Origin of the sequence: Methylocystis sp. (genome assembly GCF_021731785.1) — a bacterium.
In the GTDB taxonomy this organism is placed as follows: Bacteria; Pseudomonadota; Alphaproteobacteria; order Rhizobiales; family Beijerinckiaceae; genus Methylocystis.
The window spans coordinates 1-25,595 of sequence record NZ_JAKFWS010000041.1 but is presented as its reverse complement, the minus strand read 5'-3'; the positions used below and the strand labels follow the sequence as shown (position 1 = coordinate 25,595).

22 protein-coding genes and 1 pseudogene are annotated in these 25,595 nt (G+C 62.9%); 17 read left to right on the top strand and 6 right to left on the bottom strand.

The features are described from left to right. Window positions 1-8: 8 nt before the first annotated feature. Window positions 9-857 (bottom strand): ATP-binding protein, encoded by an 849-nt coding sequence (locus tag QZ964_RS08060; RefSeq protein ID WP_292530837.1) that lies wholly within the window; start codon window positions 855-857, stop codon window positions 9-11. A 335-nt stretch (window positions 858-1,192) separates the two neighbouring features. Here QZ964_RS08060 and QZ964_RS08055 point away from each other — a divergent pair, with 335 nt between their 5' ends. From QZ964_RS08055 to argJ, 3 genes are all read left to right on the top strand, one after another. Beyond that, window positions 1,193-4,150 (top strand): bifunctional [glutamine synthetase] adenylyltransferase/[glutamine synthetase]-adenylyl-L-tyrosine phosphorylase, encoded by a 2,958-nt coding sequence (locus QZ964_RS08055; protein WP_292530836.1) that lies wholly within the window; start codon window positions 1,193-1,195, stop codon window positions 4,148-4,150. 124 nt (window positions 4,151-4,274) lie between these two features. Beyond that, a complete protein-coding gene (locus tag QZ964_RS08050) occupies window positions 4,275-5,177 on the top strand; it encodes a peptidylprolyl isomerase (protein WP_292530835.1) in 903 nt (300 codons plus the stop codon). Between the two features lie 123 nt (window positions 5,178-5,300). Continuing rightward, a complete protein-coding gene (argJ, locus tag QZ964_RS08045) occupies window positions 5,301-6,548 on the top strand; it encodes a bifunctional glutamate N-acetyltransferase/amino-acid acetyltransferase ArgJ (protein ID WP_292530834.1) in 1,248 nt (415 codons plus the stop codon). A gap of 73 nt (window positions 6,549-6,621) precedes the next feature. Here argJ and QZ964_RS08040 read toward each other — a convergent pair whose 3' ends face one another. Further along, window positions 6,622-6,879, bottom strand: coding sequence for a hypothetical protein (locus tag QZ964_RS08040; RefSeq protein ID WP_292530832.1), 258 nt, complete (start codon window positions 6,877-6,879; stop codon window positions 6,622-6,624). Here QZ964_RS08040 and QZ964_RS08035 point away from each other — a divergent pair. From QZ964_RS08035 to QZ964_RS08025, 3 genes are all read left to right on the top strand, one after another. Beyond that, a complete protein-coding gene (locus tag QZ964_RS08035; protein ID WP_292530830.1) occupies window positions 6,878-7,399 on the top strand; it encodes a carboxypeptidase regulatory-like domain-containing protein in 522 nt (173 codons plus the stop codon). The two genes, QZ964_RS08040 and QZ964_RS08035, sit on opposite strands and share 2 nt — an antisense overlap. Before the next feature lie 8 nt (window positions 7,400-7,407). Beyond that, entirely contained in the window at window positions 7,408-7,809 is a 402-nt protein-coding gene (locus QZ964_RS08030; RefSeq protein ID WP_292530829.1) for a (deoxy)nucleoside triphosphate pyrophosphohydrolase, read from the top strand. 70 nt (window positions 7,810-7,879) lie between these two features. Next, window positions 7,880-9,250, top strand: coding sequence for a DUF2252 domain-containing protein (locus QZ964_RS08025; protein ID WP_292530828.1), 1,371 nt, complete (start codon window positions 7,880-7,882; stop codon window positions 9,248-9,250). Here the strand turns inward: QZ964_RS08025 and QZ964_RS08020 are convergent. Beyond that, window positions 9,231-10,295: an HWE histidine kinase domain-containing protein gene (locus QZ964_RS08020; protein ID WP_292530827.1), complete on the bottom strand. Its 1,065-nt coding sequence runs from the start codon at window positions 10,293-10,295 to the stop codon at window positions 9,231-9,233. The two genes, QZ964_RS08025 and QZ964_RS08020, sit on opposite strands and share 20 nt — an antisense overlap. Before the next feature lie 178 nt (window positions 10,296-10,473). Next, the gene (gene parE, locus QZ964_RS08015; protein WP_292530826.1) at window positions 10,474-12,489 is read right to left on the bottom strand and encodes a DNA topoisomerase IV subunit B; all 2,016 of its coding nucleotides are present in this window, start codon (window positions 12,487-12,489) and stop codon (window positions 10,474-10,476) included. A gap of 146 nt (window positions 12,490-12,635) precedes the next feature. Between parE and QZ964_RS21505 the strand changes: the two are divergent. The 7 genes and pseudogenes from QZ964_RS21505 to QZ964_RS07985 form a co-directional block, all read left to right on the top strand. Continuing rightward, window positions 12,636-12,815 (top strand): annotated as a pseudogene (locus QZ964_RS21505) (DUF6790 family protein); the annotation flags it as partial. Beyond that, window positions 12,770-13,132 carry a DUF6790 family protein gene (locus QZ964_RS21500; RefSeq protein ID WP_367119248.1) on the top strand — a complete coding sequence of 121 codons (363 nt, stop codon included), beginning with the start codon at window positions 12,770-12,772 and terminating at the stop codon, window positions 13,130-13,132. The pseudogene QZ964_RS21505 and the gene QZ964_RS21500, both read left to right, overlap by 46 nt. Window positions 13,133-13,297: 165 nt before the next feature. Then, window positions 13,298-14,860 (top strand): hypothetical protein, encoded by a 1,563-nt coding sequence (locus tag QZ964_RS08005; RefSeq protein ID WP_292530824.1) that lies wholly within the window; start codon window positions 13,298-13,300, stop codon window positions 14,858-14,860. Between the two features lie 285 nt (window positions 14,861-15,145). Next, a complete protein-coding gene (locus QZ964_RS08000) occupies window positions 15,146-16,123 on the top strand; it encodes an ABC transporter substrate-binding protein (protein ID WP_292531015.1) in 978 nt (325 codons plus the stop codon). 16 nt (window positions 16,124-16,139) lie between these two features. Beyond that, the gene (locus QZ964_RS07995) at window positions 16,140-16,934 is read left to right on the top strand and encodes an ABC transporter ATP-binding protein (RefSeq protein ID WP_292530823.1); all 795 of its coding nucleotides are present in this window, start codon (window positions 16,140-16,142) and stop codon (window positions 16,932-16,934) included. A 14-nt stretch (window positions 16,935-16,948) separates the two neighbouring features. Then, window positions 16,949-17,728 carry an ABC transporter permease gene (locus QZ964_RS07990; RefSeq protein ID WP_292530822.1) on the top strand — a complete coding sequence of 260 codons (780 nt, stop codon included), beginning with the start codon at window positions 16,949-16,951 and terminating at the stop codon, window positions 17,726-17,728. Beyond that, window positions 17,725-18,165, top strand: a complete 441-nt coding sequence (locus QZ964_RS07985; RefSeq protein ID WP_292530820.1) for a GNAT family N-acetyltransferase — start codon at window positions 17,725-17,727, stop codon at window positions 18,163-18,165. The genes QZ964_RS07990 and QZ964_RS07985 overlap by 4 nt, the downstream gene beginning before the upstream one ends. Window positions 18,166-18,203: 38 nt before the next feature. Here QZ964_RS07985 and QZ964_RS07980 read toward each other — a convergent pair whose 3' ends face one another. Beyond that, window positions 18,204-19,655, bottom strand: coding sequence for a L,D-transpeptidase family protein (locus QZ964_RS07980; RefSeq protein WP_292530818.1), 1,452 nt, complete (start codon window positions 19,653-19,655; stop codon window positions 18,204-18,206). Window positions 19,656-19,885: 230 nt separating this feature from the next. Here QZ964_RS07980 and ychF point away from each other — a divergent pair, with 230 nt between their 5' ends. Further along, window positions 19,886-20,983 carry a redox-regulated ATPase YchF gene (gene ychF / locus QZ964_RS07975; protein ID WP_292531014.1) on the top strand — a complete coding sequence of 366 codons (1,098 nt, stop codon included), beginning with the start codon at window positions 19,886-19,888 and terminating at the stop codon, window positions 20,981-20,983. A gap of 217 nt (window positions 20,984-21,200) precedes the next feature. Here the strand turns inward: ychF and phaR are convergent, their stop codons facing one another. Further along, window positions 21,201-21,833 (bottom strand): polyhydroxyalkanoate synthesis repressor PhaR, encoded by a 633-nt coding sequence (gene phaR, locus QZ964_RS07970; RefSeq protein ID WP_292530815.1) that lies wholly within the window; start codon window positions 21,831-21,833, stop codon window positions 21,201-21,203. A 242-nt stretch (window positions 21,834-22,075) separates the two neighbouring features. On the opposite strand from phaR, the gene QZ964_RS07965 reads away from it, so the two are divergent. The 3 genes from QZ964_RS07965 (at window position 22,076) to QZ964_RS07955 (ending at window position 25,430) form a co-directional block, all read left to right on the top strand. Next, window positions 22,076-23,248, top strand: a complete 1,173-nt coding sequence (locus tag QZ964_RS07965; RefSeq protein WP_292530813.1) for an acetyl-CoA C-acetyltransferase — start codon at window positions 22,076-22,078, stop codon at window positions 23,246-23,248. 260 nt (window positions 23,249-23,508) lie between these two features. Further along, complete coding sequence (gene phbB, locus QZ964_RS07960) at window positions 23,509-24,234, top strand: acetoacetyl-CoA reductase (RefSeq protein ID WP_292530811.1); 726 nt, start codon at window positions 23,509-23,511, stop codon at window positions 24,232-24,234. A gap of 104 nt (window positions 24,235-24,338) precedes the next feature. After that, a complete protein-coding gene (locus QZ964_RS07955; RefSeq protein WP_292530809.1) occupies window positions 24,339-25,430 on the top strand; it encodes a lysylphosphatidylglycerol synthase transmembrane domain-containing protein in 1,092 nt (363 codons plus the stop codon). Window positions 25,431-25,595: the final 165 nt, after the last annotated feature.

Below are 25,595 nucleotides of genomic sequence, written 5' to 3'. Positions count from 1 at the left end.
GATGGATCCTAGGACAATGCTTTCCCCAACCTCCCCGCGAGGTCCTGCACGAACTGCCAGGCGACGCGGCCCGAACGCCCGCCGCGCGTGATCGACCATTCCAGCGCCTCGGCGCGGATCGTCGCCTCGGGCGCGTCGAGGCCAAAATGATCGACATAGCCGAAGACCATCGCCAGATAATCGTCCTGGCTGCAATTGTGAAAGCCGATCCAAAGTCCGAAGCGATCGGAGAGCGAGATTTTCTCCTCGATGACCTCGCCGGGATGGATCGCGGTGGCGCTCTCATTCTCCATCATGTCGCGCGGCAACAGATGGCGGCGGTTCGACGTGGCGTAAAACAGCACATTGTCGGGGCGCCCTTCGACGCCGCCTTCGAGCGCGGTCTTAAGCGCTTTGTAGCTCGTCTCCGCGCCGTCGAACGAAAGGTCGTCGCAAAAAACGATGAAGCGGAACGGCGCCCGCGCCAGCGCGCCGAGCAGCGCGGGCAAAGCTTCAATATCCTCGCGGTGGATTTCAATGAGTTTCAGCCCCTTGTCGGCGAGCGCGCCGTGGACCGATTTCACCAGCGAGGATTTGCCCATGCCGCGCGCGCCCCACAACAGCGCGTTGTTGGCGGGCAGGCCCTGCGCGAAGCGGCTGGTGTTGGCGAGAAGCATGTCGCGCTGGCGGTCGACGCCCTTGAGCAGCGCCAGGTCGACGCGGTTGACGCGGGCGACTGGATGGAACGCCCTGCCGGCGGCGCGCCACACGAACGCCTCGGCGGCCGCGAAATCCGGCGCATCCGGCTGCGGCGGCGCCAGCCGCTCCAGCGCTCCGGCAATGCGGGCGAGAAGCTGCGCGACATCCTCTTGCGACATGAAATCTTTCTCATCATTGGCGGCACGCTCCTCAGGATGAGGGAGCTTGTGGCTCTGCTTCGCTCAACACAAAGACCATGGCGACGACGTTAAGCCTTTTTTGCGGAACCAAGGACCCTCATCCTGAGGAGCGCCCGCAAGTCGGGTTTACCCGACTTGCGAATTAAATGTCGATCTCGGGCAGGCCCGAGATCGAAGGCAGCGTCTCGAAGGACGATGGTCCGGTTCCCTTTTCCCATTGACGATCGCTTGTCGACTCTGAAAGCTGATTTACCGCATAGCCGGATTATTTCCCGGCGCAAAGCCACTCTCGACGCCCTAAGAGGAAGGCCAAATTGCCGTCGGACGCCAACGCCCTCATTGACCGCGCCAAGGTCTTCATTCAGCCCCTCGACGCTGGAAGGGCCGAAGAGGCGCTCGCGCGCGTTCTCGAAAAGGACAGCGCAGCCGATGGCGCGCTCGCAGCGGCGCTGCGCGAGCGACCGAGCGCGCGCGATCTGCTCCTCGGCGTATTGGGCTCTTCGCCCTATCTGACCGACCTTGCCGCGCGCGATCCGGCGAGGCTCGCGCGCATCCTCACGAGCGATCCCGCGCAGCGCATTGAAGCCCTCATCGCAGAAACGCAGAACGTCGAAACGCAAGACGAAGCCGAGCTGATGCGGCTGCTGCGCATCACCAAGCAGGAGGCCGCGCTGGTCATCGCGCTCGCCGATCTCGCCAAAGTCTGGGACATGCCTGAGGCGACGCGAGCGCTCACGCGGATCGCCGACGCCACGCTTTCCGCCGCCGTCCGCTTCACGCTGCGCGCCGCGGCGCTCGCCGGCAAGATCGAACTCGCCGACCAACGCGATCCCGAGCGCGGCTCTGGCTGGATCTTTCTTGGCATGGGCAAAGGCGGCGCATACGAACTGAACTACTCTTCCGACATCGATCTCATCGTCTTCTTCGACCGTTCCCGCGCGCGGCCCGCCGACCCTTCGGAAGACGTCGACTTCTTCGTCAGACTGACCAAACGCATCGTGAAAATCATGAGCGAGCGCACCGCCGACGGCTATGTGTTTCGAACCGATTTGCGGCTGCGCCCCGATCCCGGCGCGACGCCGATCGCCATCCCGCTCGAAGCGGCGCTGAGCTATTACGAAAGCATGGGCCAAAACTGGGAGCGCGCCGCCTATATCAAGGCGCGTCCGGCGGCGGGCGACATCTTCGCCGGCGAGCAGTTCCTGCAAGAACTCGCGCCTTTCGTGTGGCGCAAATATTTCGACTTCGCCGCCATCGCCGACGTGCACTCGATCAAGCGGCAGATTCACGCGCACAAGGGACATGGCAAGATCGCCGTCGCCGGCCACAACATCAAACTCGGACGCGGCGGCATTCGCGAAATCGAATTCTTCGTGCAGACCCAGCAGCTCATCACCGGCGGACGCGATCGTCGCCTGCGCGGGCGCGAAACGCTCGCCATGCTCGACCAGCTCGTCGAGAGCGGCTGGGTCGCGCCGCAGGCGCGGGACGATCTGCGCGACGCCTATCTCTTTTTGCGCGACGTCGAGCATCGCATTCAGATGATCGCCGACGAACAGAAACATGCGCTACCCGAAACTGAAGAGGGCGTCGCCGTCATCGGCCGAATGATGGGCTTTGCCGGCTACGCCGATTTCGCCGAAGCGCTGCTGAAGCGGCTCGACGTGGTGCAGAGCCACTACGCAAAGCTTTTCGAAAGCGCGCCGCAGCTTACGTCCTCGGCCGGCAATCTGGTGTTCACCGGCGACGACGACGATCCGGGCACGATCGAGACGCTCGTCGACATGGGCTTTGCGAATCCGAAGACGGTGACGGCGACCATTCGCGGCTGGCATTTCGGCCGCTACGCCGCCACCCGCTCGACCGTGGCGCGCGAACGCCTCACCGAGCTGACGCCGATCCTGCTCGAAGCGATGGCCGCCACAGAGAACGCCGACGCCGCCTTTCTCGCCTTCGACAAGCTGATCTCGAAACTGCCGGCCGGCGTGCAGCTTTTCTCGCTTCTGGTGTCCCAGCCGCGTCTCTTGAACCTGCTCGCTGCGATCATGGGCGCGGCGCCGAAGCTCGCCGAGACCATTTCGCGCCGACCGCGCGTATTGGACGCGCTGCTCGAACCCGCGTTCTTCGAAAACGTGCCGTCGCAGGCGGAGCTCGATCTGCGGCTCGCGGAGCAGTTCTTGGAGGCGCGCTCCTATGAAGACGCGCTCGACCGCGCCCGCATTTTCGGACAGGAGCGGAAATTCCTCATTGGTGTGCGCATCCTGACGGGCTCGGTTTCGGTGGCGGAAGCCGGCTTCGCCTATACGCGACTCGCCGAAACGCTGATTTCCCGGCTTTTCACGCTGGTCTGCGACGAATTCGCCAGAATACATGGAACGATCGAGGGCGGCGCCGCCGCAGTCGTCGCCATGGGCAAGCTCGGCGGGCGCGAAATGACGGCGGCGTCCGATCTCGATCTGATGCTGCTCTATGACGCCGATCCATTGGCGGAATCGAAAGGCGCCGGGCGGCCGATTTCTACGCAGCAATATTACGGCCGCCTTACCCAGAGGCTGATCAGCGCCCTTTCCGCGCCCACGGCGGAAGGTCTGCTCTATGAGGTGGATTTTCGCCTGCGGCCTTCGGGCAACAGCGGCCCGATCGCGGTGAGCCTTGCCGCCTTTTCGGACTACCAGGCGCATGAGGCCTGGACCTGGGAACATATGGCCCTGACCCGCGCCCGCGTCATCGCCGGTCCTGAGGCGTTCGCAAATCGCGTGGAAGCGACGATTCGCGCCGCTCTGATGACGCCCCGCGACCCGCAAAAATTGAAGGACGACGTGTTGTCCATGCGCCGGCGGATCGAAAAGGAAAAGGGGTCGGGAAGCCCTTGGGAGGTCAAGCAGGTCCCCGGCGGGCTCGTCGACATCGAGTTCATCGCCCAATATCTGATGCTGCGCCATGGCCCACAGCATCCTGAGCTTTTCTCGACGACCGCCACGGTCGCCTTGGAGCAACTTAAAGACGCCGGCTTTCTCGACTCTGGCGCGGCAGGAGCGTTGGCTGAGGCGTCAAGGCTTTATCAGGGCCTGACCCAATTGATGCGGTTGGCCGTCTCCGAGGCGTTCCGGCCCGCCGATGCGCCGCGCGGACTGACGGAGCTGCTGCTGCGAGTCGGCGACGCGCCCGATCTTTCCAACCTCGAAGCCCTGCTCGCCGACACGCAGAAGCGGATCCGGGAAATTTTTACGAGCGTCGTCGGGGAAGTCGCTGAGCGCCCGGTTTCAGTGTGAGCGGGAGTTGTCAGAACCGTCCCCGCAGGCATAGATACGCCGGATTCCTCGCGCAGGAGCTTTTCCGCCAGCGGCGACGGCCGCTTTGTTCAAGGCCGCCCTGGCCCCTTTTTTGGAGCACATCATGTCTCACGCCCGCAAGAATGCGCGTTCTCTCGCCCGCGCCGCGCTTGGAGCGTCCGCGCTTGCCGCCCTGCTGGCGTTGAGCGCCGCCGGTGCGACGACCGCGGCGGCGAAAACGCTCGCCAAGGTCAATGGCGTCGAGATCACCGACGATGACCTGAAGCTCGCGATGGAGGATCTCGGCGCCGCCGTTCCGCGCCAGCTCGAAGGCAAGGCGCGCGAGACTTATGTGCTCGATTTCCTTATCGACGAGCAGCTCGTCGTGCAAAAAGCGCAGGCCGACAAGCTCGCCGAAACGCCGGAATTCGCCAAGAAACTGGCCTATCTGCGCGACAAGGCGCTGATGGAGACGCTGCTCGGCGACGTCGCCCAAAAGGCCGCAACCGAAGCCGCGATCAAGCAGGCCTATGACGAGGCGGCGAAAAACCAGAAGCAGGAAACCGAATATCACGCCCATCACATTCTGGTGCCGACCGAAGAAGAAGCCAAAGCCGCGCTGAAGCGCGTCAAGGGCGGCGAGGATTTCGGCAAGGTCGCGACCGAACTGTCGAAGGATCCCGGCGCCAAGGGTGGCGATCTCGGCTGGTTTACCAAGGACCGCATGGTGCCGGAGTTCGGCGACGCTGCGGCGAAAATGGCGCCGGGCCAGATTTCCGATCCGATCAAGACGCAGTTCGGCTGGCACATCGTCAAGCTTGACGAGAAGCGCCCGAAAGTTTTCCCGCCGCTCGACCAGGTCAAGGATCAGGTCGCCCGCTACGTGGTGCAGAAGGCGCAGAGCGAACTCGTCATGAAATTGCGAGACGGCTCCAAGATCGAGCGCGCGGATCAACCGGCCGAAGGCTCGCCGGGCGCCAAGCCGGCGGAAGGCGCCAAGCCTGCCGATCCGGCAAAGAAGAAGTAGCCCCTAAGCGCCCCTCTCCGTTAACCGGAGATTCTTCCAGATCCATTCCGCAGCGAAGCCTTGACGTGGACCTGAAGCGTCGTCAAACCCGCCCAGGTCCACTCCGATTTGCAAGGTTCCGCTATGGCTCATGACGCCCCGGTCTCCCCGCTCGCGCCGCAATCCCCGCCAGAAATCCCGCCGCTCGAAGGCGTGCGATTCGCCGTCGGCGCCGCTGGCGTGCGCTATGCCGGACGCACCGACGTGATGCTGGCCTTGCTCGATGCCGGAACGACTGTCGCGGGCGTATTCACCAAATCCAAATGTCCGTCGGCGCCGGTCGACTGGTGCCGCGACCGGCTCAAAGGCGGCAAGGCGCGCGCGCTGCTCGTCAATTCGGGCAACGCCAACGCCTTCACCGGCAAGAGTGGCGCGCAGGCGGTCAAATTCTCGGCCAAGCTCGCCGCCGCGGCGACGGGCGCGCCCGAACGCCAGATCTTCCTCGCTTCGACGGGCGTGATCGGCGAGCCGCTCGATGCGCATAAATTCGACGGGCTCTTGGAGAAGCTCGTCGAAGACGCGCGGCCGGACAGCTGGCAAGAGGCGGCGCGCGCGATTATGACCACCGACACTTATCCGAAGCTTTCGACGCGCACAGCGATGATCGGCGGCTTCGAGGTAACGATCAGCGGCATGGCCAAGGGCGCGGGAATGATCGCGCCGGACATGGCGACGATGCTCGCCTTCGTCTTCACCGACGCGGCGATCGGCGCCGAAGCGCTGCAGGCGATGCTCGAGGGCGGCGCCAAGAGAAGCTTCAACGCGATCACCGTCGACGGCGACACGTCGACGTCCGACACGCTGTTGCTGTTCGCGACGGGCGCCGCAAAGAAACGCGGGGCGCCGAAAATCGAACGGGCGAGCGACAAGCGGCTCGTGGATTTCAGGCGGGCACTCGACGGCGTGCTGCTCGACCTCGCTCATCAGGTGGTGAAAGACGGCGAAGGCGCCCGCAAATTCGTCGAAGTGACGGTGACCGGCGCCGACAGCGCCAAGGCGGCGAAGCGCGTCGCCTTTTCGATCGCCAATTCGCCGCTCGTGAAGACCGCGATCGCCGGCGAAGACGCCAATTGGGGCCGCATCGTCATGGCGGTCGGCAAGGCCGGCGAAAAGGCCGACCGCGACAGGCTCGCGATCTGGTTCGGCGGCGTGCGCGTCGCCCATAAGGGGCTGCGCGACCCCGACTATGACGAAGCGGAAGTTTCGCAGATCATGAAGCGGGACGAAATCGTCATCAATGTCGATCTTGGCCTAGGCAAAGGCGCGGCGACAGTTTGGACCTGCGACCTCACCAAGGACTATGTCGTGATCAACGGCGACTACCGGAGCTGATCATCGCGTGGCGTCCGCGAACGCAAGTATCGGCGGATATGGTGAAGGACGCGGAGCCGACGACGAAGCTCTTTCATAGAGCCGCCGAGGGATTTGATATTGCGCGAAAATCTTGTCCGACGCCTGAAGGATTCGCGGCGGGCTCTCCCTCCGCCGCGGCCTCGGGCGTGATGACCGATCCGACCGCGGCGGAACCGTCGCCAAGCGTCGCGGTCGTCAGGAAGATATTTGACGTGCTAAACTGCCTGATCGCCGCCCAAACCGCTTCGCCCGCTTGATCAGCGGGCGTCAGGCGGCGGCAAATGCGTTTGTCGAGGAGCGTTGTGCTCATGCGTTGGGTGAAACTTCTCATGGTCGCGCCCCTCGCCGCGCTTTCGGCGTGCAACACCGCGCGCGGACCTGCGCCTGACCTCGCATTCGACCCGTCCCAGGCGAATTACATCAGGGCGCCGGGCAGAGGCGTCATCGCCGGACAAGCCTTTCTGCGTGACGCCTCCGGGAAATCGAATGTTCGCTACGCCGCCGGCGAAACCGTAAGGCTCATTCCGGCAACGACTTATGCACAGGAACGAATCAAGAAGTTTTACGGCTCGGTGAAATTTCTGCCGGCCGCGTCGATCCCGAAAGTCGAGCCGGACGCGCAATATGCCGCGCTCACGCGTACGACGACCGTTGAGCCGGATGGCCGCTTCACATTCGAGAACGTCGCGCCCGGGCGCTACTACCTCACCACGCGGCTCATCTGGAAGCCAAAGGATTCGCAGACGTCTGAAGGCGGCGCGATGTATGAGGAAGTGACGGTCACCGGACAGGAAAACGGCCCGGTGAAAGTGGTTCTCTCCGGCAATTGAGCTCACCCGTGAACCTCCTTCTCGTTGTGGCGGCGGCGCTCGTCGACGCCGACAATCGCGTGCTCATCGCGAAGCGTCCTGAAGGCAAGGCGCTCGCCGGCCTGTGGGAATTTCCAGGCGGCAAGCTTCATCCCGGCGAGCGGCCGGAGGATGCGCTGGCCCGCGAACTCGAAGAGGAGCTCGGCGTGCGCGTCTGCGTGCCCTGCCTCGCGCCCCTAACCTTCGCGAGCCACGCTTACGACGACTTCCACCTGCTGATGCCGCTTTACGTCTGCCGTAAGTGGGAGGGGTTCATTACGCCGTCCGAGGGACAGTCGGTGAAGTGGGCGCGGGCGCGCGAGTTGCGCAACTATCCGATGCCGCCCGCCGACGCGCCGCTGATCGGCCCGCTGATCGACTTGCTGGGATGATCGCGATGGCATGCTGATCCAGCCGATCGAAACGCCATCATCGCCTGTTGTTTTTTGGAGATTGCCGACAATGAATGTTGGAACGTGGACCGGCGTCACTGAGCGCGGCCCTGATCGTCGCGCCCGCTATGCGGCCGGGAAAGCTCTGCGCCAGATCGTGCCGCGCGAAGCGCTCGCGGATTTCTTGCTCGCCGCAAACCGAAACGCGACCGCGATAATCGCCGAGACCGAGCGCGATCGGATCCAATCCCTGCTTCCGCTTCGCCGCAAATCGATGGCGGAATCGCCGCATGCTTTTCTGCGTGGCGCCGCCGATGTGATGGCCGCCGATCTTGCTACCCAGCCGGCGCCCGGTATTCCCGCGCAGGTTTGCGGCGACTGCCACCTGATGAATTTCGGCGCCTTCGTCTCGCCGGAAGGACATCCGCTGTTCGACGTCAATGATTTCGACGAGACGCTGCCTAATATGGATGTCACGATCGATTTGCGCCGTTTGGCGACAAGCGCCGTCGTCGCAGCGCTTGTCGCCGGCAGGAGTGAGCAAGCCGCAAGATCCACCGCGCGAGCCGCCGTCAAGGCCTACCGCCGCGCGGTGACCAAACTTGCCGCCTTGTCTCCGCTCGAGGCGTGGAATACGCGCGTGCCGCTGCATGACGTCGTCGCGGGGCTCCGCAATCGGGTTCTTCACGAAGCCGTGCACGCCGCGATCGCGTCGCATCACGAAGATGATTATGCGGACAATTTTCCAAAGGTCGTGAAAGACTCTTCTGGCGACTGGCGGGTTGAGGACAAGCGGCCGCGGCTCCTCCACTTGGAAGAAGACGAGGCCAATCAATTCGACGTCGACGGCCTGCTCGCCGCCGCCTTCGCGAACTTGCCGGCGCAGGTCGCCTCTTTGTTGCGCCGCTACCGTTTATGTGACATCGCCTTCAAGGCCGTTGGCGTCGGCAGCGTCGGAACCTATTGCACGATCGCGCTGTTCATGAGCCCGGACGATGAGCGGCTCTTCCTTCAGATCAAGGAAGCGAAGCGTTCGGTGCTGGAACGCTTCGGCCTTGGCGCATGGCCCGGCTCGCAGGGCACGCGCGTCGTCGAAGGTCAGCGCATGATGCAGGCGGCGTCGGACATTTTTCTAGGGCCCATGCTCGACCCGGCTTCCAAGCGAGAATTCTATATGCGCCAGCTGAAGACGCGCCGATTGGGCGGACTCACGGAATTGCTGCAGAGTCACGACATGAGAGATTACGCGAAACTATGCGGGCGCACTTTAGCGCGCGCACACGTCCGCTCCGGCGACGCCGCGACTCTTGCGGGTTACATGGGCAAGAGCGAAGCATTCGATGACGCGCTCGCATCATTCGCGATGCTCTATGCCCGGCAAAACGCCAGAGACTACGAAGCATTCTGTGCGCAGCGGGGCGCTACGCCTGCTCTTCCCTGACCGTTGCGTAAGTCGACGGAATCGACAGCGTCCAGACCAATCCCTCGGGCGGGAAGTTCAACGTCGCCGTTCCATCGAGCGCCTGGGCGACAAGGCGTTTGATCACTTTATGGCCAAAGCCTTCGCGCGGCGGCATCGCCACGGCCGGACCGCCGCTTTCACGCCATTCGATGTTGAGCCGCCCGTCTTCAAACCGCCACATCAGCGAGACGGCGCCGTCGGGGCGCGACAAGCCGCCATAACTCAGCGCATTCGTCGCGAGTTCATGCAAGGCCAGGCCGATGTTTTGCGCGGCCTCAGGCTTCAGCATGATTTTCGGCCCATCGATCTTGGCGCGCCCTGAAAGGTCGCCGCGAGGCGTGTCCATGCAATAGGCGAGCTGCGCCCGCACCAATTCGCGCATCGAGGCGCCGCGCCAGTCCTGCGATACGAGTAGATCATGCGCCATCGACAGCGCCTGCAGACGGGCGGCGAATTTGCGCTGATATTCTTCAAGCGAAGGCGAACCGGCGGCTGTCTGCCGCGACATCGCCTGCACCACGGCGAGCAGGTTCTTCGAGCGATGCACGAGTTCGCGCAGCAACACGCGCACATGCTGCTCGCGCTGCTTACGCGGGGTGATGTCGCGCGCGGTGCCGAGAATGCGCACCGCCCTGCCGTCCTCGAAGAAGGTGCGGCCGCGCACCGAAACCCAGCGCTCGATGCGGTCGGTCTGACCGATGACCCGATATTCGATCTCGTAATCGCCTTCGTGATTGGGATCGAGCGCGACGCCGACGGCCTCTTTGGTGCGCTTCTTGTCCTGCGGATGCAGCGCGTTGCGGAAAATCTCGAAGCTTGCCGGAACGCCCTCGGGAAGTCCCCACAGGTGGCGCACGCGCTCGTCGATATGCACCTCGCCGGTGACGAGATTCCAATCCCAGATGCCGGTGCGCCCGGCGTCCAGCGCGAGCTGCATCCGCTCCAAGGCGAAGGCCTGCTCGTCGCAGAAGGACCGCGCAGAGCGCGCATCCTCGGTCGTTGGACGAATTTCCGTGTCGGTCACGCGGCGCCTGTCGTTTGTCGGGAGGCCCGCAGCATACTCCCGGACGGTCCCGGACGCGAGGGGCTAGATCGCGCAGCATTTGGGCGCAATCGCCCAAATGCTAATGAATTTATCGATTCCAAAAGCTTAGAGCGCGCTTTGCGCAAAAGCCGGCGTCCGCTTTTTCATGGACCGCGCGCTAAATATCGACGAGTTCTGTCGCGAAAGCGGCGCGTTCCTGGATGAAGGCGAAGCGCGCTTCCGGCCTGGCGCCCATCAGCCGCTCGACGCAGTCTGCGGTTTCCTCGCGATCTTCCGGCTCGACGATGACCTTGAGGAGCGTGCGCTTCTTTGGATCCATCGTCGTTTCCTTGAGCTGAGCCGCGCTCATTTCGCCCAGCCCCTTGAACCGGCCCGTCTCGATTTTGCCCTTCCCCGTTAATTCTTTGGCGATCAATTCGTCGCGATGCTCATTGTCGCGCGCATAGACGGTTTTCGCGCCTTGCGTGAGCTTGTAGAGCGGCGGCTGTGCCAGATAGAGATGGCCGTTCTCGATGAGCCGCGGCATCTGCCGATAGAAGAAGGTGATGAGCAGCGACGCGATATGGGCGCCGTCGACGTCGGCGTCGGTCATCACGATCACCTTCTCATAGCGCAGATCCTCGTCGCGGTAATGCGCGCCCAATCCGCAGCCGAGCGCCTGCGTCAAATCGGCGAGCTGCTGATTGGCGAGGAGCTTGTCCTTCGTCGCCGACGCGACGTTCAAAATCTTGCCGCGCAGCGGCAGGATGGCCTGCGTCGTGCGGTTGCGCGCTTCCTTGGCCGAGCCGCCGGCGGAATCGCCTTCGACGATGAACAGCTCCGAACCTTGCGCCGAATTATTGGTGCAGTCGACGAGTTTGCCGGGCAGCCGCAGCTTGCGGGTCGCGGTCTTGCGGGCGATGTCCTTTTCGGCGCGGCGGCGCTGGCGCTCCTCGGCGCGCTCGACGGCGAAGTCGAGCAGCTTGTTGGCTTGCGAGGGCGCGCCGGCAAGCCAATGGTCGAAGGCGTCGCGCACCGCGCTCTCGACGATGCGCGCCGCCTCCGCGCTCATCAGCCGGCTCTTGTTCTGGCCCTGAAACTCCGGCTCGCGCATGAAGACGGAGATCATCGCGGCCGACTGGCCCATGAGATCGTCGGCGGTGATGTCCTTGGCGCGCTTCGCCTGATTGACGCGCTCGGCGTGGTCCTTGAGCGCCTTCAACAGCGCCGCGCGAAATCCAGCCTCATGCGTCCCGCCGTCTGGCGTCGGAATGGTGTTGCAGTAGGAGTGCACGAAGCCATCGTCCTCGGCGAGCCAGGAGACCGCCCATTCCAGCGAACCATGTCCGCCTTCACGCGTGACCTTGCCGACGAACGGCTGATCGGTGACGAACTCCTTGCCGTGGATTTCTCGCGCCAGATAATCCTTCAGGCCGCCGGGAAACCGCAGCACCGCTTCATGCGGCGTGTCGGCGCCGGGCTCGATCAGCGACGGATCGCAGCGCCAACGGATTTCGACGCCGCCGAAGAGATAGGCCTTGGAGCGCGACATGCGGAAGAGCCGCGCCGGCTTCCAATGCGCGCCCGCGCCGAAAATCTGCGCATCGGGCTTGAAGCGCACCTTGGTGCCGCGCCGGTTGTTGACCCGGCCAAGCGTCTTGAGCTTGCCGAGCGGCAGGCCCCGCGCAAACTCCTGGCCATAAAGCTGGCCGGCGATCGCCACCTCGACTTCAAGCTTTTCGGACAGCGCATTGACGACGGAAACGCCGACGCCGTGCAGACCGCCGGAGGTCTGATAGGCGCCTGAATCGAATTTGCCTCCGGCGTGGAGCGTGGTCATCACCACTTCCAAGGCCGATTTTTTTGGAAATTTCGGATGCGGATCGACGGGAATGCCGCGGCCGTTGTCGACGACCGTGAGCCAGCCGCCAGTTTCCAGCATCACCTCGATGAAGGTGGCGTGGCCCGCCACCGCCTCGTCCATGGCGTTGTCCAGCACCTCGGCGAAGAGGTGATGCATCGCCGCCTCGTCCGTGCCGCCGATATACATGCCGGGGCGCCGGCGGACCGGCTCGAGTCCCTCCAGCACTTCGATCGACGCAGCCGAATATTCCGCCGGCCCGCGCTTTGCCGCGGGTTTCGCTGTGGGCGCCTTACGCGGCGCGCCGCTGAAAAGGTCGGGTTTTGAAGCCATGAGCGATATTAGAGTGATTCGGGGCGCGAAGGCGCGGGTAAGGCTTGGCCGGTGGTTTTCGCGCCAGAGGCCATTACAATAGGCGACCGAACCGCGCCAGCCTCAGACGCCCCCATGATTAAGCTCGGAGGTGTTTCAAAGTGGTTATGATCGTCGTCGCGCTGTTGAGCGTGCTATTGCCCCTCGTTCATCTGGCGCTAAGCAAAGTCCAGAGGACTCGCGCCCACGTCATTCGCCTGCTGCTGCGCTACGCCCTCGTGCTCGACGTGGGCGTTATCGGATTCGTCTTCGGCTTCATTCCTCATATATTCTTCGCCGACGCGACGGCGAAGAGCATCGGCTGGCCGCCGGGAAACCCGTTTCAGTTCGAGGTTGGATTTCACGACGGGCCTGGGGGATCCTCGGCTTTCTCAGCCTATGGATCGGCGGCTCGTTCTGGATCGCGACCGGGCTCGGCTGGTCCTTCTTCCTGCTCGGCGCGACCTATGGCCATGTCATGCAGACGCTGCGCGAAGGCGATTTCGCGCCCTATAATTTCTTCACGATTTTTTCGGACGGCTTCATCGCCTTTTGGCTGCTTCTGCTCATCTTTCTCTATTCGCGTTGGGGAATTTGGAAAGAAGACCGCGCCGCGAATGGCTAGCGCGGCGCCGGCGCTTGGTCGACACACGGACTTCACAAAAAAGGCGGATGCCGCCTTGACTTGTCGCACAGTCGAGCCTGAGGCATGCTGCGCCAGACTCATACCAACCCAAGGATTGTCCTCACCCAAGGATTGTCGCTCAAACGAAAAATTCGGAGCGGTTCCATGGCCAGAATTCAGGAATTGGCGACCTACGAGGTCGATGTCGCGGCGCAGGTCGGCAAGGCTTTCACGCCGGCGTTCTTTATCGAGAGCACGGCGCCGATAAATTTCGACGACAAGGAAAGCGTCCTGCCGACGCCAGAGTACTGCAAGCCTTCGACGATTGATCGAATCGTCGAAACATTGGCCAGGCAGGAAAAGCCCAAACTGCTCATTACCGTGCATGGCTTCAATACGCCCCGCGACAGCGCTCTTGAGACTTATCGGCGGTCGTTCGTCGCGGTGAATGAGGACGCCGAGCTTCAAGACCGCGGCCTCGTCTGCATCGGATATCGTTGGCCGTCGGAAGCGGCGGGCACGCCCTGGCGAAGCGGTTTGAGCGCAGCGCCGATCTTTCTCCTCGGCGTATTGTTCGCAGCGCTGGCCGCCGTCTATCTGGTGAATTTCTATTTTGAAATCTGCGATTGGTGGAAATTCGCGCGCGTCGCCGCGACCGCGGTGACGGCGACCATGGCCGTGATCCCGATTACGCTGTTTCTGCTGCGGCTCATCGTCTATTTTCGCGACGGCTTTCGGGCGACGAATTACGGCGTGCCGGACCTCGTGAACCTCATTCGGGAAATCGACGACAAATTGTCGAAACTTCCCAACGCTCGGCCCGCCGCATCCGCCGACGATCTCTCCGGAAAGGTCGACCTATCCTTTATCGGCCACAGCATGGGCGCCTTCGTCGTCACCAACGCCGTGCGAATTCTGACCGATGTGTTTTCGCCCGAAGCGATGGCCGCCATGCGAAGCTTGGAAATTCCAGGGGGCGACGAGGAGCGCAGGCGGCGCGAGATCAGATCGAAGATCGGCGAGAGCTTTCTCTTGCGCCGCCTGGTGCTGGTCTCGCCGGACATTCCGGCGGAAGTCCTGTTGTTGGGCCGGAGCAACGCGCTGCATTCGTCATTGATCCGCTTTCAGGAAGCCCATCTCTTCTCCAACGAGGGCGATGAAATTCTGCGCAACATTTCGACGACGGCGAACTTCTTTTCGCTGCCCACGATGAGCCGGAGATTCGGTTATCGACTCGGCAATGTCGGCGTGCTGACGGGATGGGGAATTTCCGAGCAGCTGACGCTCGGCAATCTGCGAGTCGGCGCCTGCACGCTTTACCAACTCTACGCCGAGATTGACGCCGCGCAGTCGGAAGAATCCTTCGCGCAAAGGCTGACCTATTTCGACTGCACCGACAGCATCGACGATGCCGGCAATGGAGTCGTGACGGACGCCACGCGCGGCGGCAGGCCGAATCTGTCCTGGCTTGGACATTTGCGCCTACTGTTGATCCACGTCAGGCGCGAGGTCGACGTTCACTCCGGCTATTTTTTGGAGGCCAGCCTCGTGCGGCGGCTCATTTATCGTTTCGCCGCGATCGGCTATGGCGACACCGAGAAGCTCTATGGCGGTCTTGCCGCGTTAAGCGCGCAATGTGAAAATTATCAGATCAAGGCGCTGAAGCCCGGCGAGCGCAGCATCGCCGCCGCCGTGGCGCAGGACGCCGTTCAGGCCGCGTCGACATGATCGGCCTGTTCGTCGCGCTTCCCCTTGAAGCGCCGCCTGACTGGAACTGAGAGCCAGCCATTAAGTCGCGCCCCGGGCCGGAATCGCCCACGCCGTGATCCGCCGTCCAAACGAGACGGTTCGAGCGCGACAATGCGCTTCACCGGCGCTGCGCGCTCGGATATCGTTGCCCGCAGCAGTTCATCGCCAGCCCGTGTCTAGGGTTTCTGGACTACAATACAGCTTAACGACGAACTGGCCGAGGGAGAAAGAAACGTGACAGCGCGCAGCGCCTTCGCCGGAGTCCTGTTTGTTGCGATCGCCCTCCTCTTCGCAGGGCGTGCGCAGGCGCTCGACAAGGTCAGCTTCGCCACCAATTGGCGTGCACAGGCTGAGCACGGCGGCTTCTATCAGGCCGTCGCCGACGGCACTTACGCGCGCTACGGACTCGACGTGACCATTATGCAAGGCGGGCCCCAGCTCAATGCGCGCCTGCTGCTTGCTGCAGGGAAAGTCAACTTCGCGATGGGCGCCAACACCATCCAAATGTTCGAATCGGTGCAACAGAACGTGCCGGTCGTCACCGTCGCGAGCATGTTTCAGCTCGATCCGATGATTCTCATGTCGCATCCAGGCGTGGGCCTCGATCGCTTCGACGACCTGCCCAAAGCGACGGCCTTCATCGCGAGCGACATGCGCGCATCCGCTTGGCAATGGCTGAAGCAGGCATACGGATTCATGGACAAGAACATGAGGCCCTATAATTTCAACTCTGCGCCTTTCCTCGCCGACAAAAATTCGATTCAGCAGGGGTATCTAACCTCGGAGCCTTACGCCATCGAACGTGAGGGGGGCTTCACGCCCAACATCTTTCTCTTGGCGGACTATGGCTATGACGGCTATTCGACGACGATCGAAACCCGCGCCGACGCGATCGCCAAGACGCCGGACCTGGTGCAGCGCTTCGTCGATGCGTCGATCATCGGCTGGTACAATTATCTTTATGGCGACAATGCTGGGGCGAACGATCTGATCAAGCGCGACAATCCCGAGATGACCGATGGGCAGATCGCCTATTCGATCGCCAAAATGAAGGCGCGCGGCATCGTCGTTTCGGGCGACGCGCTGACGCAAGGCGTCGGCGTGATCACCGACGCGCGGATGAAGAGCTTTTTCGACAAGATGGCGAAAGCCGGAGTCGTTCCCTCGGATATCGATTACAAACGCGGCTATACGCTGCGCTTCATCGGCAAGAAGGTCGGCATGGAGCTACGGCCGAAATGACGCCGGGGACGCCGTCGTGACCGCGTTTGACTTAGCTGATGCGCAAAGAACGACGCCCGCGCTGGTTTCACTCCGCGCCGTCGGCAAGACGTTCCCGAACGGGCTCGTCGCCCTCGCCGATTATGATCTCGACGTGCGCGAAGGCGAGACTCTGACCCTTCTCGGGCCCTCAGGCTGCGGAAAATCCACGGTCTTACGACTGATCTCCGGTCTCGCGAGTCCGACCGCAGGGTCAATCGACTGGAGCGCGCCTGACATCAAGAACAACATCGGCTTTGTCTTTCAGGACGCGACGCTGCTGCCTTGGGCGAATGTGTTCAACAATGTATTCTTGCCGCTGCGCCTTGGCGGCCTTTCGCGCCAAGATGCGGCGCCGGACGTCAATGAAGCGCTCGCGCATGTCGGTCTTGCGGATTTCGCGCGCACGCTGCCGCGCGAACTCTCCGGTGGAATGCGGATGCGTTGCGCCATCGCCCGCGCCTTGGTGACGCGACCGGCGCTGATCATGATGGACGAACCTTTCGCCGCCCTCGATGAAGTGACGCGCTTCAAGCTCAACGACGATTTGCTCGTGCTTAAGCGCCGGCTGGGCGCGACGATCGTCTTCGTCACTCATTCGGTGTTCGAAGCCGCCTATCTTTCGACCCGAATCGTCGTGATGTCGCGGCGCGGCGGCAGAATCATCGACGACATCCGGATCGACCCGGCGATCGCGCGCGACGACGACTATCGGTCGAGCAAGAGCTTCGCCGACATTTGCCGCCGCGCGTCGCAGGCTCTCCGCATCTCAATCGAAGAGGCGACGCAGTGAGCCGGCGGCGACAAATGATTCCATGGCGCGATATCGGCGTTCCGCTCGCCGTCTTCGTTGCAACGCTGGCCCTGTGGGAGGGCCTCGTGCGATGGAAGAACATTCCGCCCTATATCCTCCCCGCGCCCTCCGCGATTCTCGACAAGCTTATCGAAGACCGCGACCTTCTGTTCTCGTCGCTGCTCGTAACTCTCGGCGTCACTTTCGAGGCGTTTGTTATCGCCGCTGTCTGCGGCGTGGCGCTGGCGCTTCTTATCGCGCAGTCGAGATGGCTGGAGCGCGCGCTGCTACCTTTCGCCATCGTGTTGCAGGTGACGCCGATCATCGCCATCGCGCCTTTGTTGCTTGTTTATATGCAACCCGGCAATGCGGTGCTCGTCTGCGCCTTTCTCGTCGCCTTCTTTCCGATTCTTTCAAATACGTCGCTGGGATTGGCCTCTGTCGACTTCGGCTTGCGTGATCTCTTCGACCTCTATCATGCGTCGCCATGGCAGAAGCTGATTTATCTGCGGCTGCCGTCGGCGCTGCCGCAATTTCTCACCGGTCTGCGAATCGGCGGCGGATTGGCGCTCGTCGGCGCGATCGTCGCCGAACTCGCCGCGGGCGCCTCGGGACAGGGAACCGGACTCGCCTATCGCATCGTCGAGGCAGGATTTCGTCTCGACATTCCGCGCATGTTCGCGGCGCTGGCGCTCATTTCGTTGAGCGGACTTGCGATCTACGGCGCGCTCGCAGCGCTGTCCCATGTTCTACTGCGCGGCTGGCATGAGAGCGCCAGAGCGCAAGACGAATGACGCTCGTGCGGGACATCCGAGAGACAGACGCGCAAGATTGGCGCAGGCTTTGGGCCGGCTACAATGATTTCTATGAAGCGGCCGTGCCGGCAGACGTAACGGAACACACGTTACGCCGCCTGCTTGATCCGACGTCCCCATTGATCGGTCGGATCGCGGAAATAGACACGCGCGTCTCCGGCTTCTCGGTCTCTGTGCTGCATGAATGCAGTTGGACCTCTTCTCCGACTTGTTACCTCGAAGACCTTTTCGTCGCTCCTCACTTTCGCGGCGCCGGCGTCGGGCGCGCGCTCATTCATGATCTCATTGATCTAGGACGCATGCGCGGCTGGTCACAGCTCTACTGGCTTACGAGCGCAAACAATGAGCGCGCGCGGCGGCTCTATGACGAATTCGTTCAAGCCGACAATTTCGTTCGCTACCGCTTGACGCTGTAGGGCCCATGCGCAACTTGACCGCTTAAACGAACGAGGCGTCACTGTTCGGCGATTTCGCCAACTTCGTCGAGATGATAGACGTCGTCACGAAAATGCACGACGCCGTCCGCCGACGCCCAGCCGGTCATATAGACCCACGCCGCCGGCACATGATGCGTCAGCTTCACCTCCTCGCGCGCGCCCGATGCGATTTGCTTGTTGATCTCATCCTTGCTCATCTGCGAGCCGGATTCGCCGTCGAGCAGCCAGGCCGCGAGATCGACGACGCCCTGCACGCGCACGCAGCCATGCGACAGGAAGCGATAATCATTGGCGAAGAGATTTCGCGACGGCGTGTCATGCATATAGACGGAATAGCGGTTGGGCATCGAGATGCGGATCGATCCCAGCGAATTGTCCGTACCGGAATCCTGACGCAGCGTGTATTGGGCGGCGCGCTCGCTCGCCCAGTTGATCGAGCGCGGATCGACCTCCTCGCCATGCGCGTTGAGCACGCGGATGTGCGAGCGCTTGAGGTAGGTCGGGTCCTTCAGCATTTTCGGCGCGATCTCGCTTTTGACGATCGACGCTGGAACCGTCCATGTCGGATTGATGTTGACCGCGACGACCTTCGCCTGCAGCTCCGGCGAGTGATGCTCGAGATCGCCGACGATCGCGGCATAGCGGCGAACCACGCGATCGTCTTCCACCGCGTCGACCGCCGTCGATGGAATATTGACGACGATATATCGCGGACCGAAAGCGAATTCGAGCGCGGTGAGCCGCCGCGCGGTCGAGTCGAGCTGGAGCAGCCTTGTCTCCGCCGGCACGTCGAGTTCGCGCAGCGTCGCGCCGGCGACGACGCCGGTCTGTTTCAGACCCATACGAAACTGGAAGCGCTTCACCGCAGCCGTGAGGTCGGCGTCCCACTTCGGTTTCGCCGCATCGGCGATGCTGTCGTCTTCAGCGGCGAGGCGCCGGCGCAGCGTCGACACCGCCGCGCCCTTCGAGCCTGGCCGAAGCGAGACGCCGACGGTCGGCCATCCGCCGGCATCGACGATCTGCCGGTAGCGATCCGCCGCCTTCGAGGTCGTGTAGAAGGTTTGCGGCTGTAAGGCCGGCGTGGGATCGTCGGAAAGCGCGGTCTCGCGCGGCGGCGCGGGTTTCGGCTTTGGCTTGCGCGCGGCCTGCGCGGGCGCCGGACTCGCCGGCGCGGCGGGCGCGGCGCTGAGCGGCGGCGCCGACGTCGAAGGCCCAGCCTCGGACGGCGGCGGCGGCGTTTGCGCCGGACTCGCGGGCGCGGCGCCGAGCGGTGGCGCCTGCGTCGAAGGCGCAGCCTCGGACGGCGGCGAGGTCGATTGCGCCGGACCCGGCGCCGGCGTTGATTGGGCCGGCGCAGGCGCCGTTTCGGGCGTTCCAGTCTGTGCCCGCACCGGCGCGCCGGTCGCAGCCGCCGCCAACAGCGCCGCGAGCAGGAGGCGGAAGTTGCGAGCGGAAGCGGTTCTCTTCATTTTGACGCCGTGTCGCGCGCATCGCGTCGCGGTGCGCCCCCTGGGCGCGATGAGAATCACGCGCCCATTTCCAATTCTCGCATACTCCTTCCTTTGGTAAGCGTAAACGAGTCGCCGACGTTTGCTGACTTCAGCGACGGCGCGAGACGACTGGCCTTGACGGGCGCTTGCCTTTTCTCACGCCGCCCCGCATACCGCGCCGCAACGCACAAACGAAAACCGGGACGGATATGGGCTTTAAATGTGGAATCGTCGGCTTGCCGAACGTCGGTAAGTCGACCCTCTTCAACGCGCTCACGCAGACCGCCGCGGCGCAGGCCGCAAACTATCCCTTCTGCACGATCGAGCCCAATGTCGGCGAAGTCGCCGTGCCCGACCCGCGGCTTGAGGAGCTTGCCAAGATCGCCGGCTCCAGGGAGATCATCCCGACCCGACTGACCTTCGTCGATATCGCCGGCCTTGTGCGCGGCGCCTCCAAGGGCGAAGGGCTCGGCAATCAGTTTCTCGCCAATATTCGCGAATGCGACGCGATCGCCCATGTCGTGCGCTGTTTCGACGACGGCGACGTCACCCATGTCGAGGGCGGCGTCGATCCGATCCGCGACATCGAGACGATCGAGACCGAGCTGATGCTCGCCGATCTCGAGAGCCTCGAGAAGCGCGTCATAGCGCAAGAAAAGAAGGCGAAGGGCGGCGACAAGGAGGCGAAGGAACTCGTCGACCTCATGAACCGCAGCCTCGTTTTACTGCGCGAGGGCAAGCCGGCGCGTCTCGCAAAGGTCAGCAGCGACGAGCGCGCCGCCTTCCTCGGGCTCGGGCTCCTGTCGTCAAAGCCCGTGCTTTATGTCTGCAACGTCGAGGAGGCGTCGGCGTCCGAGGGCAACGCCCATTCGGCGAAAGTTGTGGTGCGCGCGGCCGAGGAAGGCGAGGCCGCGGTCGTCGTCTCGGCGAAGATCGAGAGCGAGATCGCCGTGCTGCCGGCCGACGAGCAGAAAGACTACCTTGAGGCTGTCGGCCTCGCCGAGCCAGGGCTCAATCGCGTCATCCGCGCCGGCTACGACCTTTTGCATCTCATCACCTATTTCACCGTCGGCCCGAAAGAGGCGCGCGCCTGGACCATCGAGAAAGGCGTGCGCGCGCCGGCGGCGGCAGGCGTGATTCACACGGACTTCGAGAAGGGTTTCATTCGCGCCGAGACGATCGCCTATGACGATTACGTCGCCAACAAGGGCGAAGCGGGCGCGCGCGACGCCGGCCGGCTGCGGTTAGAGGGCAAGGAATATGTGGTGGCCGACGGCGACGTGATGCATTTCAGGTTCAATACTTAAATATCAATACGCGTCTTCCCTCTCCCGCCTGCGGGAGAGGGTGGCCCGGCCAAAGGGCGTCTGTAAAGACGCCCGTCGCTAACGACGGGCTTTTGGCCGGGTCGGGTGAGGGCATTGCAATTTTCTGAACAGCGTTGGCCCTCATCCGTCGCGCCTTCGCGCGACACCTTCTCCCGCAAGCGGGAGAAGGAAGAACCCAGCGTTCATGCTGAACGCATCAACCCTGCTTCGATAGATTATCGATCCGCTTGTTCAGCTCGTCGAGCTGGCGCTTCAGATCGGCGACGTCGCCACCCTCCTTGCGCGCGCCGCCAGCGCCTTCCTGCTCGTCGAGCGCCGGCCCGGTGGTCATCATGCCTTCCGTCGGCACCCCAAAGGGGTTGAACATGGTCAGCGCCTGACGGAACACGGCCATGTTTTTGCGCGCCTGCTCTTCGAGCGACTGGAAAGCGGCGCGCGTCGGCTCGGCGAAGGGACCGGCGCCGACGCCCAGCGCCGAGGTGAACTGGTCGCGAAACTTCTGCTGCTCCTTAGTGAGCTTGTCGATCGAGAATTCGAGATAGCTCGGCACCAGCATCTGCATCGAGTCGCCGTAGAAGCGAATGAGCTGGCGCAGAAAGGCGATCGGCAGCAGGCTCTGGCCTTCCTTGCCCTCCTGCTCGAAGATGATCTGGGTCAGCACCGGACGGGTGATGTCATCGCCGGTTTTTGCATCGCACACGACGAAATCCTCGCCGCGCTTCACCATGCCCGCGAGGTCCTCAAGCGTCACATAGGTGCTTGTTCCGGTGTCGTAGAGTCGACGATTGGCGTATTTCTTGATGGTTGTGGGTTTCTTTTCGGTCGCCATACGCCTGACACGCTCCCCTCGCCGCACGGCCGCCGCCCGTCCAATTTCAATCGCCTAGCTCGGACGATACGCGCAAATTGGCGCCTGCGGCAATATTTTCATGCTGAAAGCCTTTCGCTACCGTTCGATTCCGTGCAAAACGGGCCGCGGCTTGCCCACCGCAGGCGCGAAAGACCAGCAATTCGCCCCCTGGCCGGCTGAGGCGGTCGGGAGGTTGGACTATTTTTCAAGGAGAGCGACAGATGACCGATATCGTGATCGTTTCCGCGGCGCGCACCGCCGTCGGATCGTTCAACGGAGCCTTTGGAACGGTTCCGGCCCACGAGCTCGGCGCCGGTGCCATCAAGGCCGCTCTCGAGCGCGCCAAAGTCCAGCCCAATGAGGTCAGCGAGGTCATTCTCGGGCAGGTGCTTACCGCCGCCCAGGGCCAGAATGCGGCGCGCCAGGCGGCAATCAAGGCCGGAATTCCCGATAGCGCCACCGCTTTCGGCATCAATCAGGTCTGCGGCTCCGGCCTGCGCGCGGTTGCGCTTGCGGCCCAGCAGATCGCTTCGGGCGACGCCGATATCGTCGTTGCCGGCGGCCAGGAGTCGATGTCGCTGTCGACCCATGCGGCGCAGCTGCGCACGGGCACCAAAATGGGCGACGTGAAATTCGTCGACACGATGATCGTCGACGGGCTCACTGACGCCTTCAACAATTATCACATGGGCGTGACCGCCGAGAACGTCGCCAGGCAGTGGCAGATCACCCGCGAGCAGCAGGACGAATTCGCGGTCAAGTCTCAGAACAAGGCCGAGGCGGCGCAAAAGGCCGGCAAGTTCAAGGACGAGATCGTCCCCTATACGATTTCGACCAAGAAGGGCGACGTGGTCGTCGACGCCGACGAATACATCAAACACGGCGTCACAATGGAGGGCGTCTCCAAGCTCCGCCCGGCCTTCGCCAAGGACGGCACGGTGACGGCGGCGAACGCCTCGGGCATCAACGACGGCGCCGCGGCGCTCATCGTGATGAGCGCCGACGAGGCCAAGAAGCGCGGCCTCACGCCGCTCGCGCGTATCGCCTCCTGGGCGACCGCCGGCGTCGATCCGTCGGTGATGGGGTCTGGCCCGATTCCGGCCTCGCGCAAGGCGCTGGAGAAGGCCGGCTGGAAAGTTTCGGACCTCGACCTGATCGAAGCGAATGAGGCCTTCGCGGCCCAGGCGCTCGCGGTCAACAAGGACATGGGCTGGGATCCGGCGATCGTGAACGTCAACGGCGGCGCGATCGCCATTGGCCATCCGATCGGCGCGTCGGGCGCGCGCGTGCTCACCACGCTTCTGCACGAGATGGCGCGGCGCGGCTCCAAGAAAGGCCTCGCGACGCTCTGCATCGGCGGCGGCATGGGCATCGCATTGACGGTGGAGCGGTAATCATAGAGCGCAGCGCGGCGAGAAGAGGCGCAAATCCCTCCCTTTGAAGGGGAGGGTCGAACCGCGCAGCGGTTCGGGGTGGGGTGATATGACAGTGTTGTCAAACCATGCCCCACCCGGTCGCCTCGCAGCCAAGTATACGCAGGCTATTAAACTTGCCTGCGATGGCGACCGACCTCCCCGCAAGGGTGAGGTATGCGCCCCTTCGAGGGAGGGGCCGAGCGCATTTCAAACGAAGACACATACCAAGGAGAGTCCAAGTGGCAAGAACTGCAGTTGTGACAGGCGGCACGCGCGGCATCGGCGAGGCGATTTCCAAGGCGCTGAAAGCGGCGGGCTACACTGTCGCGGCCACCTACGCCGGCAATGACGAAGCCGCCAATAAGTTCAAGGGTGAGACCGGCATTCCGGTCTATAAATTCGATGTTTCCGACTACGACGCCTGCGCCGCCGGCCTCGCCCAGATCGAGAAAGACATTGGCCCGGTCGATATTCTCGTCAACAACGCCGGCATCACCAAGGACCGTCTGTTCCACAAGATGGAGCTTGCCCAGTGGCAGGCGGTGATCAACACCAATCTCAATTCGCTGTTCAATGTCACGCGGCCGGTGATCAACGGCATGCGCGATCGCGGCTTCGGCCGCATCATCGTCATCTCGTCGATCAACGGCCAGAAGGGCCAGGCCGGCCAGACCAACTATTCCGCCTCCAAGGCCGGCGACATTGGTTTCGTGAAGGCGCTGGCGCAGGAGAGCGCGTCGAAGGGCATCACCGTCAACGCCATCGCGCCGGGCTATATCGCCACCGAGATGGTGAAGGCCGTGCCGCAGGACGTGCTCGACAAGCACATCATCCCCTATATCGCCGTCGGCCGTCTCGGCGAGCCGGAGGAAATCGCGCGCGCGGTCGTGTTCTTGGCGGCCGATGACGCGGGCTTCATCACCGGCTCGACTCTGACGATCAACGGCGGCCAGTATCTGCACTAAGCAGACGGCGAGTTTGTGAGGAATCCGATGGCCGGCCATTTATCGCGCCGGCCATTTTTCCGCCTTCAAGTCGACGCCCAATTCCTCACTTTAGCGGGATGGCCATGAGCGTAGAGGACGATCTCTTTCGACCCACGCCTTTGACGCGCGAATTTCGCTTGAGCGAAATTCTGTCGCCTGCGGGCGGCGTTCGGCCTTTGCCCGCGAATTCCGGACTGCAGCCAGCCGCCGGCTCAATAAAATACATTTCTCAGCGCGGCGGATATTTCGTGCTGATCTTAAACGCATGCTTTTTCGCGTTCATTTCATATTGGCTCTACCGCAACATCGAATTCGCCGATCTGGCGTCGCAGCTGAAACAAATCCCTCTCAGCGCGATTCTGTTGGCAATGACGATGAATGTGTTCGTCTTGCTGTTCTACGGCTCGCGCCTTTCGACGCTGCTGGGGGGCCGGCTCTTTTCCGGTTTTCTGATCGCCACCATGGGGTTCACTTTCAACAGCCTCATTCCGTTCAGAGCCGGCGAAGGCGTCAAAATCTATTTTGGACACTCCTATTTCGACTACGCCGTCGGAAGCGTCACGGCCGCCGTCCTATTGGAAAAACTCTATGACGTAACCGCGATCATAATTTTATCATTGGTGATCTTGGCAAGCGCGGACTCGCGCATCATCGATCCCTTCATCTTGCTCACGGCCGCCGTGATCATTTCCATGATTTTCGCCGGCATATTCGCCATCCGGCGCAGGAGCGTCGTCTGGGGCCTTCCACAATGGAAGATCGTGAAGGCGGCGCGGCTGGACACGATCTTCAAACAGGCCGAGCGACTGGTCGCCCACCACCGCGCGGCGAGAACTGTCTTCTTCACGGCGTCGATCTGGACGACTAACGTCTGCTTGGTCTACGTCGCGTTCAGAACCCTGCTGCCCGAAATCGATTTCACCCTCGTCCACGCGACGACCTTATTGATCATCGGCGCGCTGGCGATCGCGGTTCCCGCGAGCCCCGCCGGCCTGGGGCTGTTCGAGGCCGGCGTGGTCGCCTATCTCGTGAATGCCTACGGCGTTCAAAAGGAACGCGCCATTTCCGCGGCGCTCGCATATCATTTCTCGATTACCGCGCCGCACACGCTGATTGTCGTCGGCTTTCTTGGAATTGCATTTTTCCGCTGGCTGAAAGCGCGCTCGACGGCGTGATCTCGCAGGGGGCATAGAGCCGTTGGCGCGACCTGCAGCTTCGGCAAGACTCCTTCGGCAAGACTCCTTCGGCAAGACTCCTTCGGCAAGACTCCTTCGGCAAGACTCCTTCGGCAAGACTCCTTCGGCAAGACTCCTTCGGCAAGACTCCTTCGGCAAGACTCC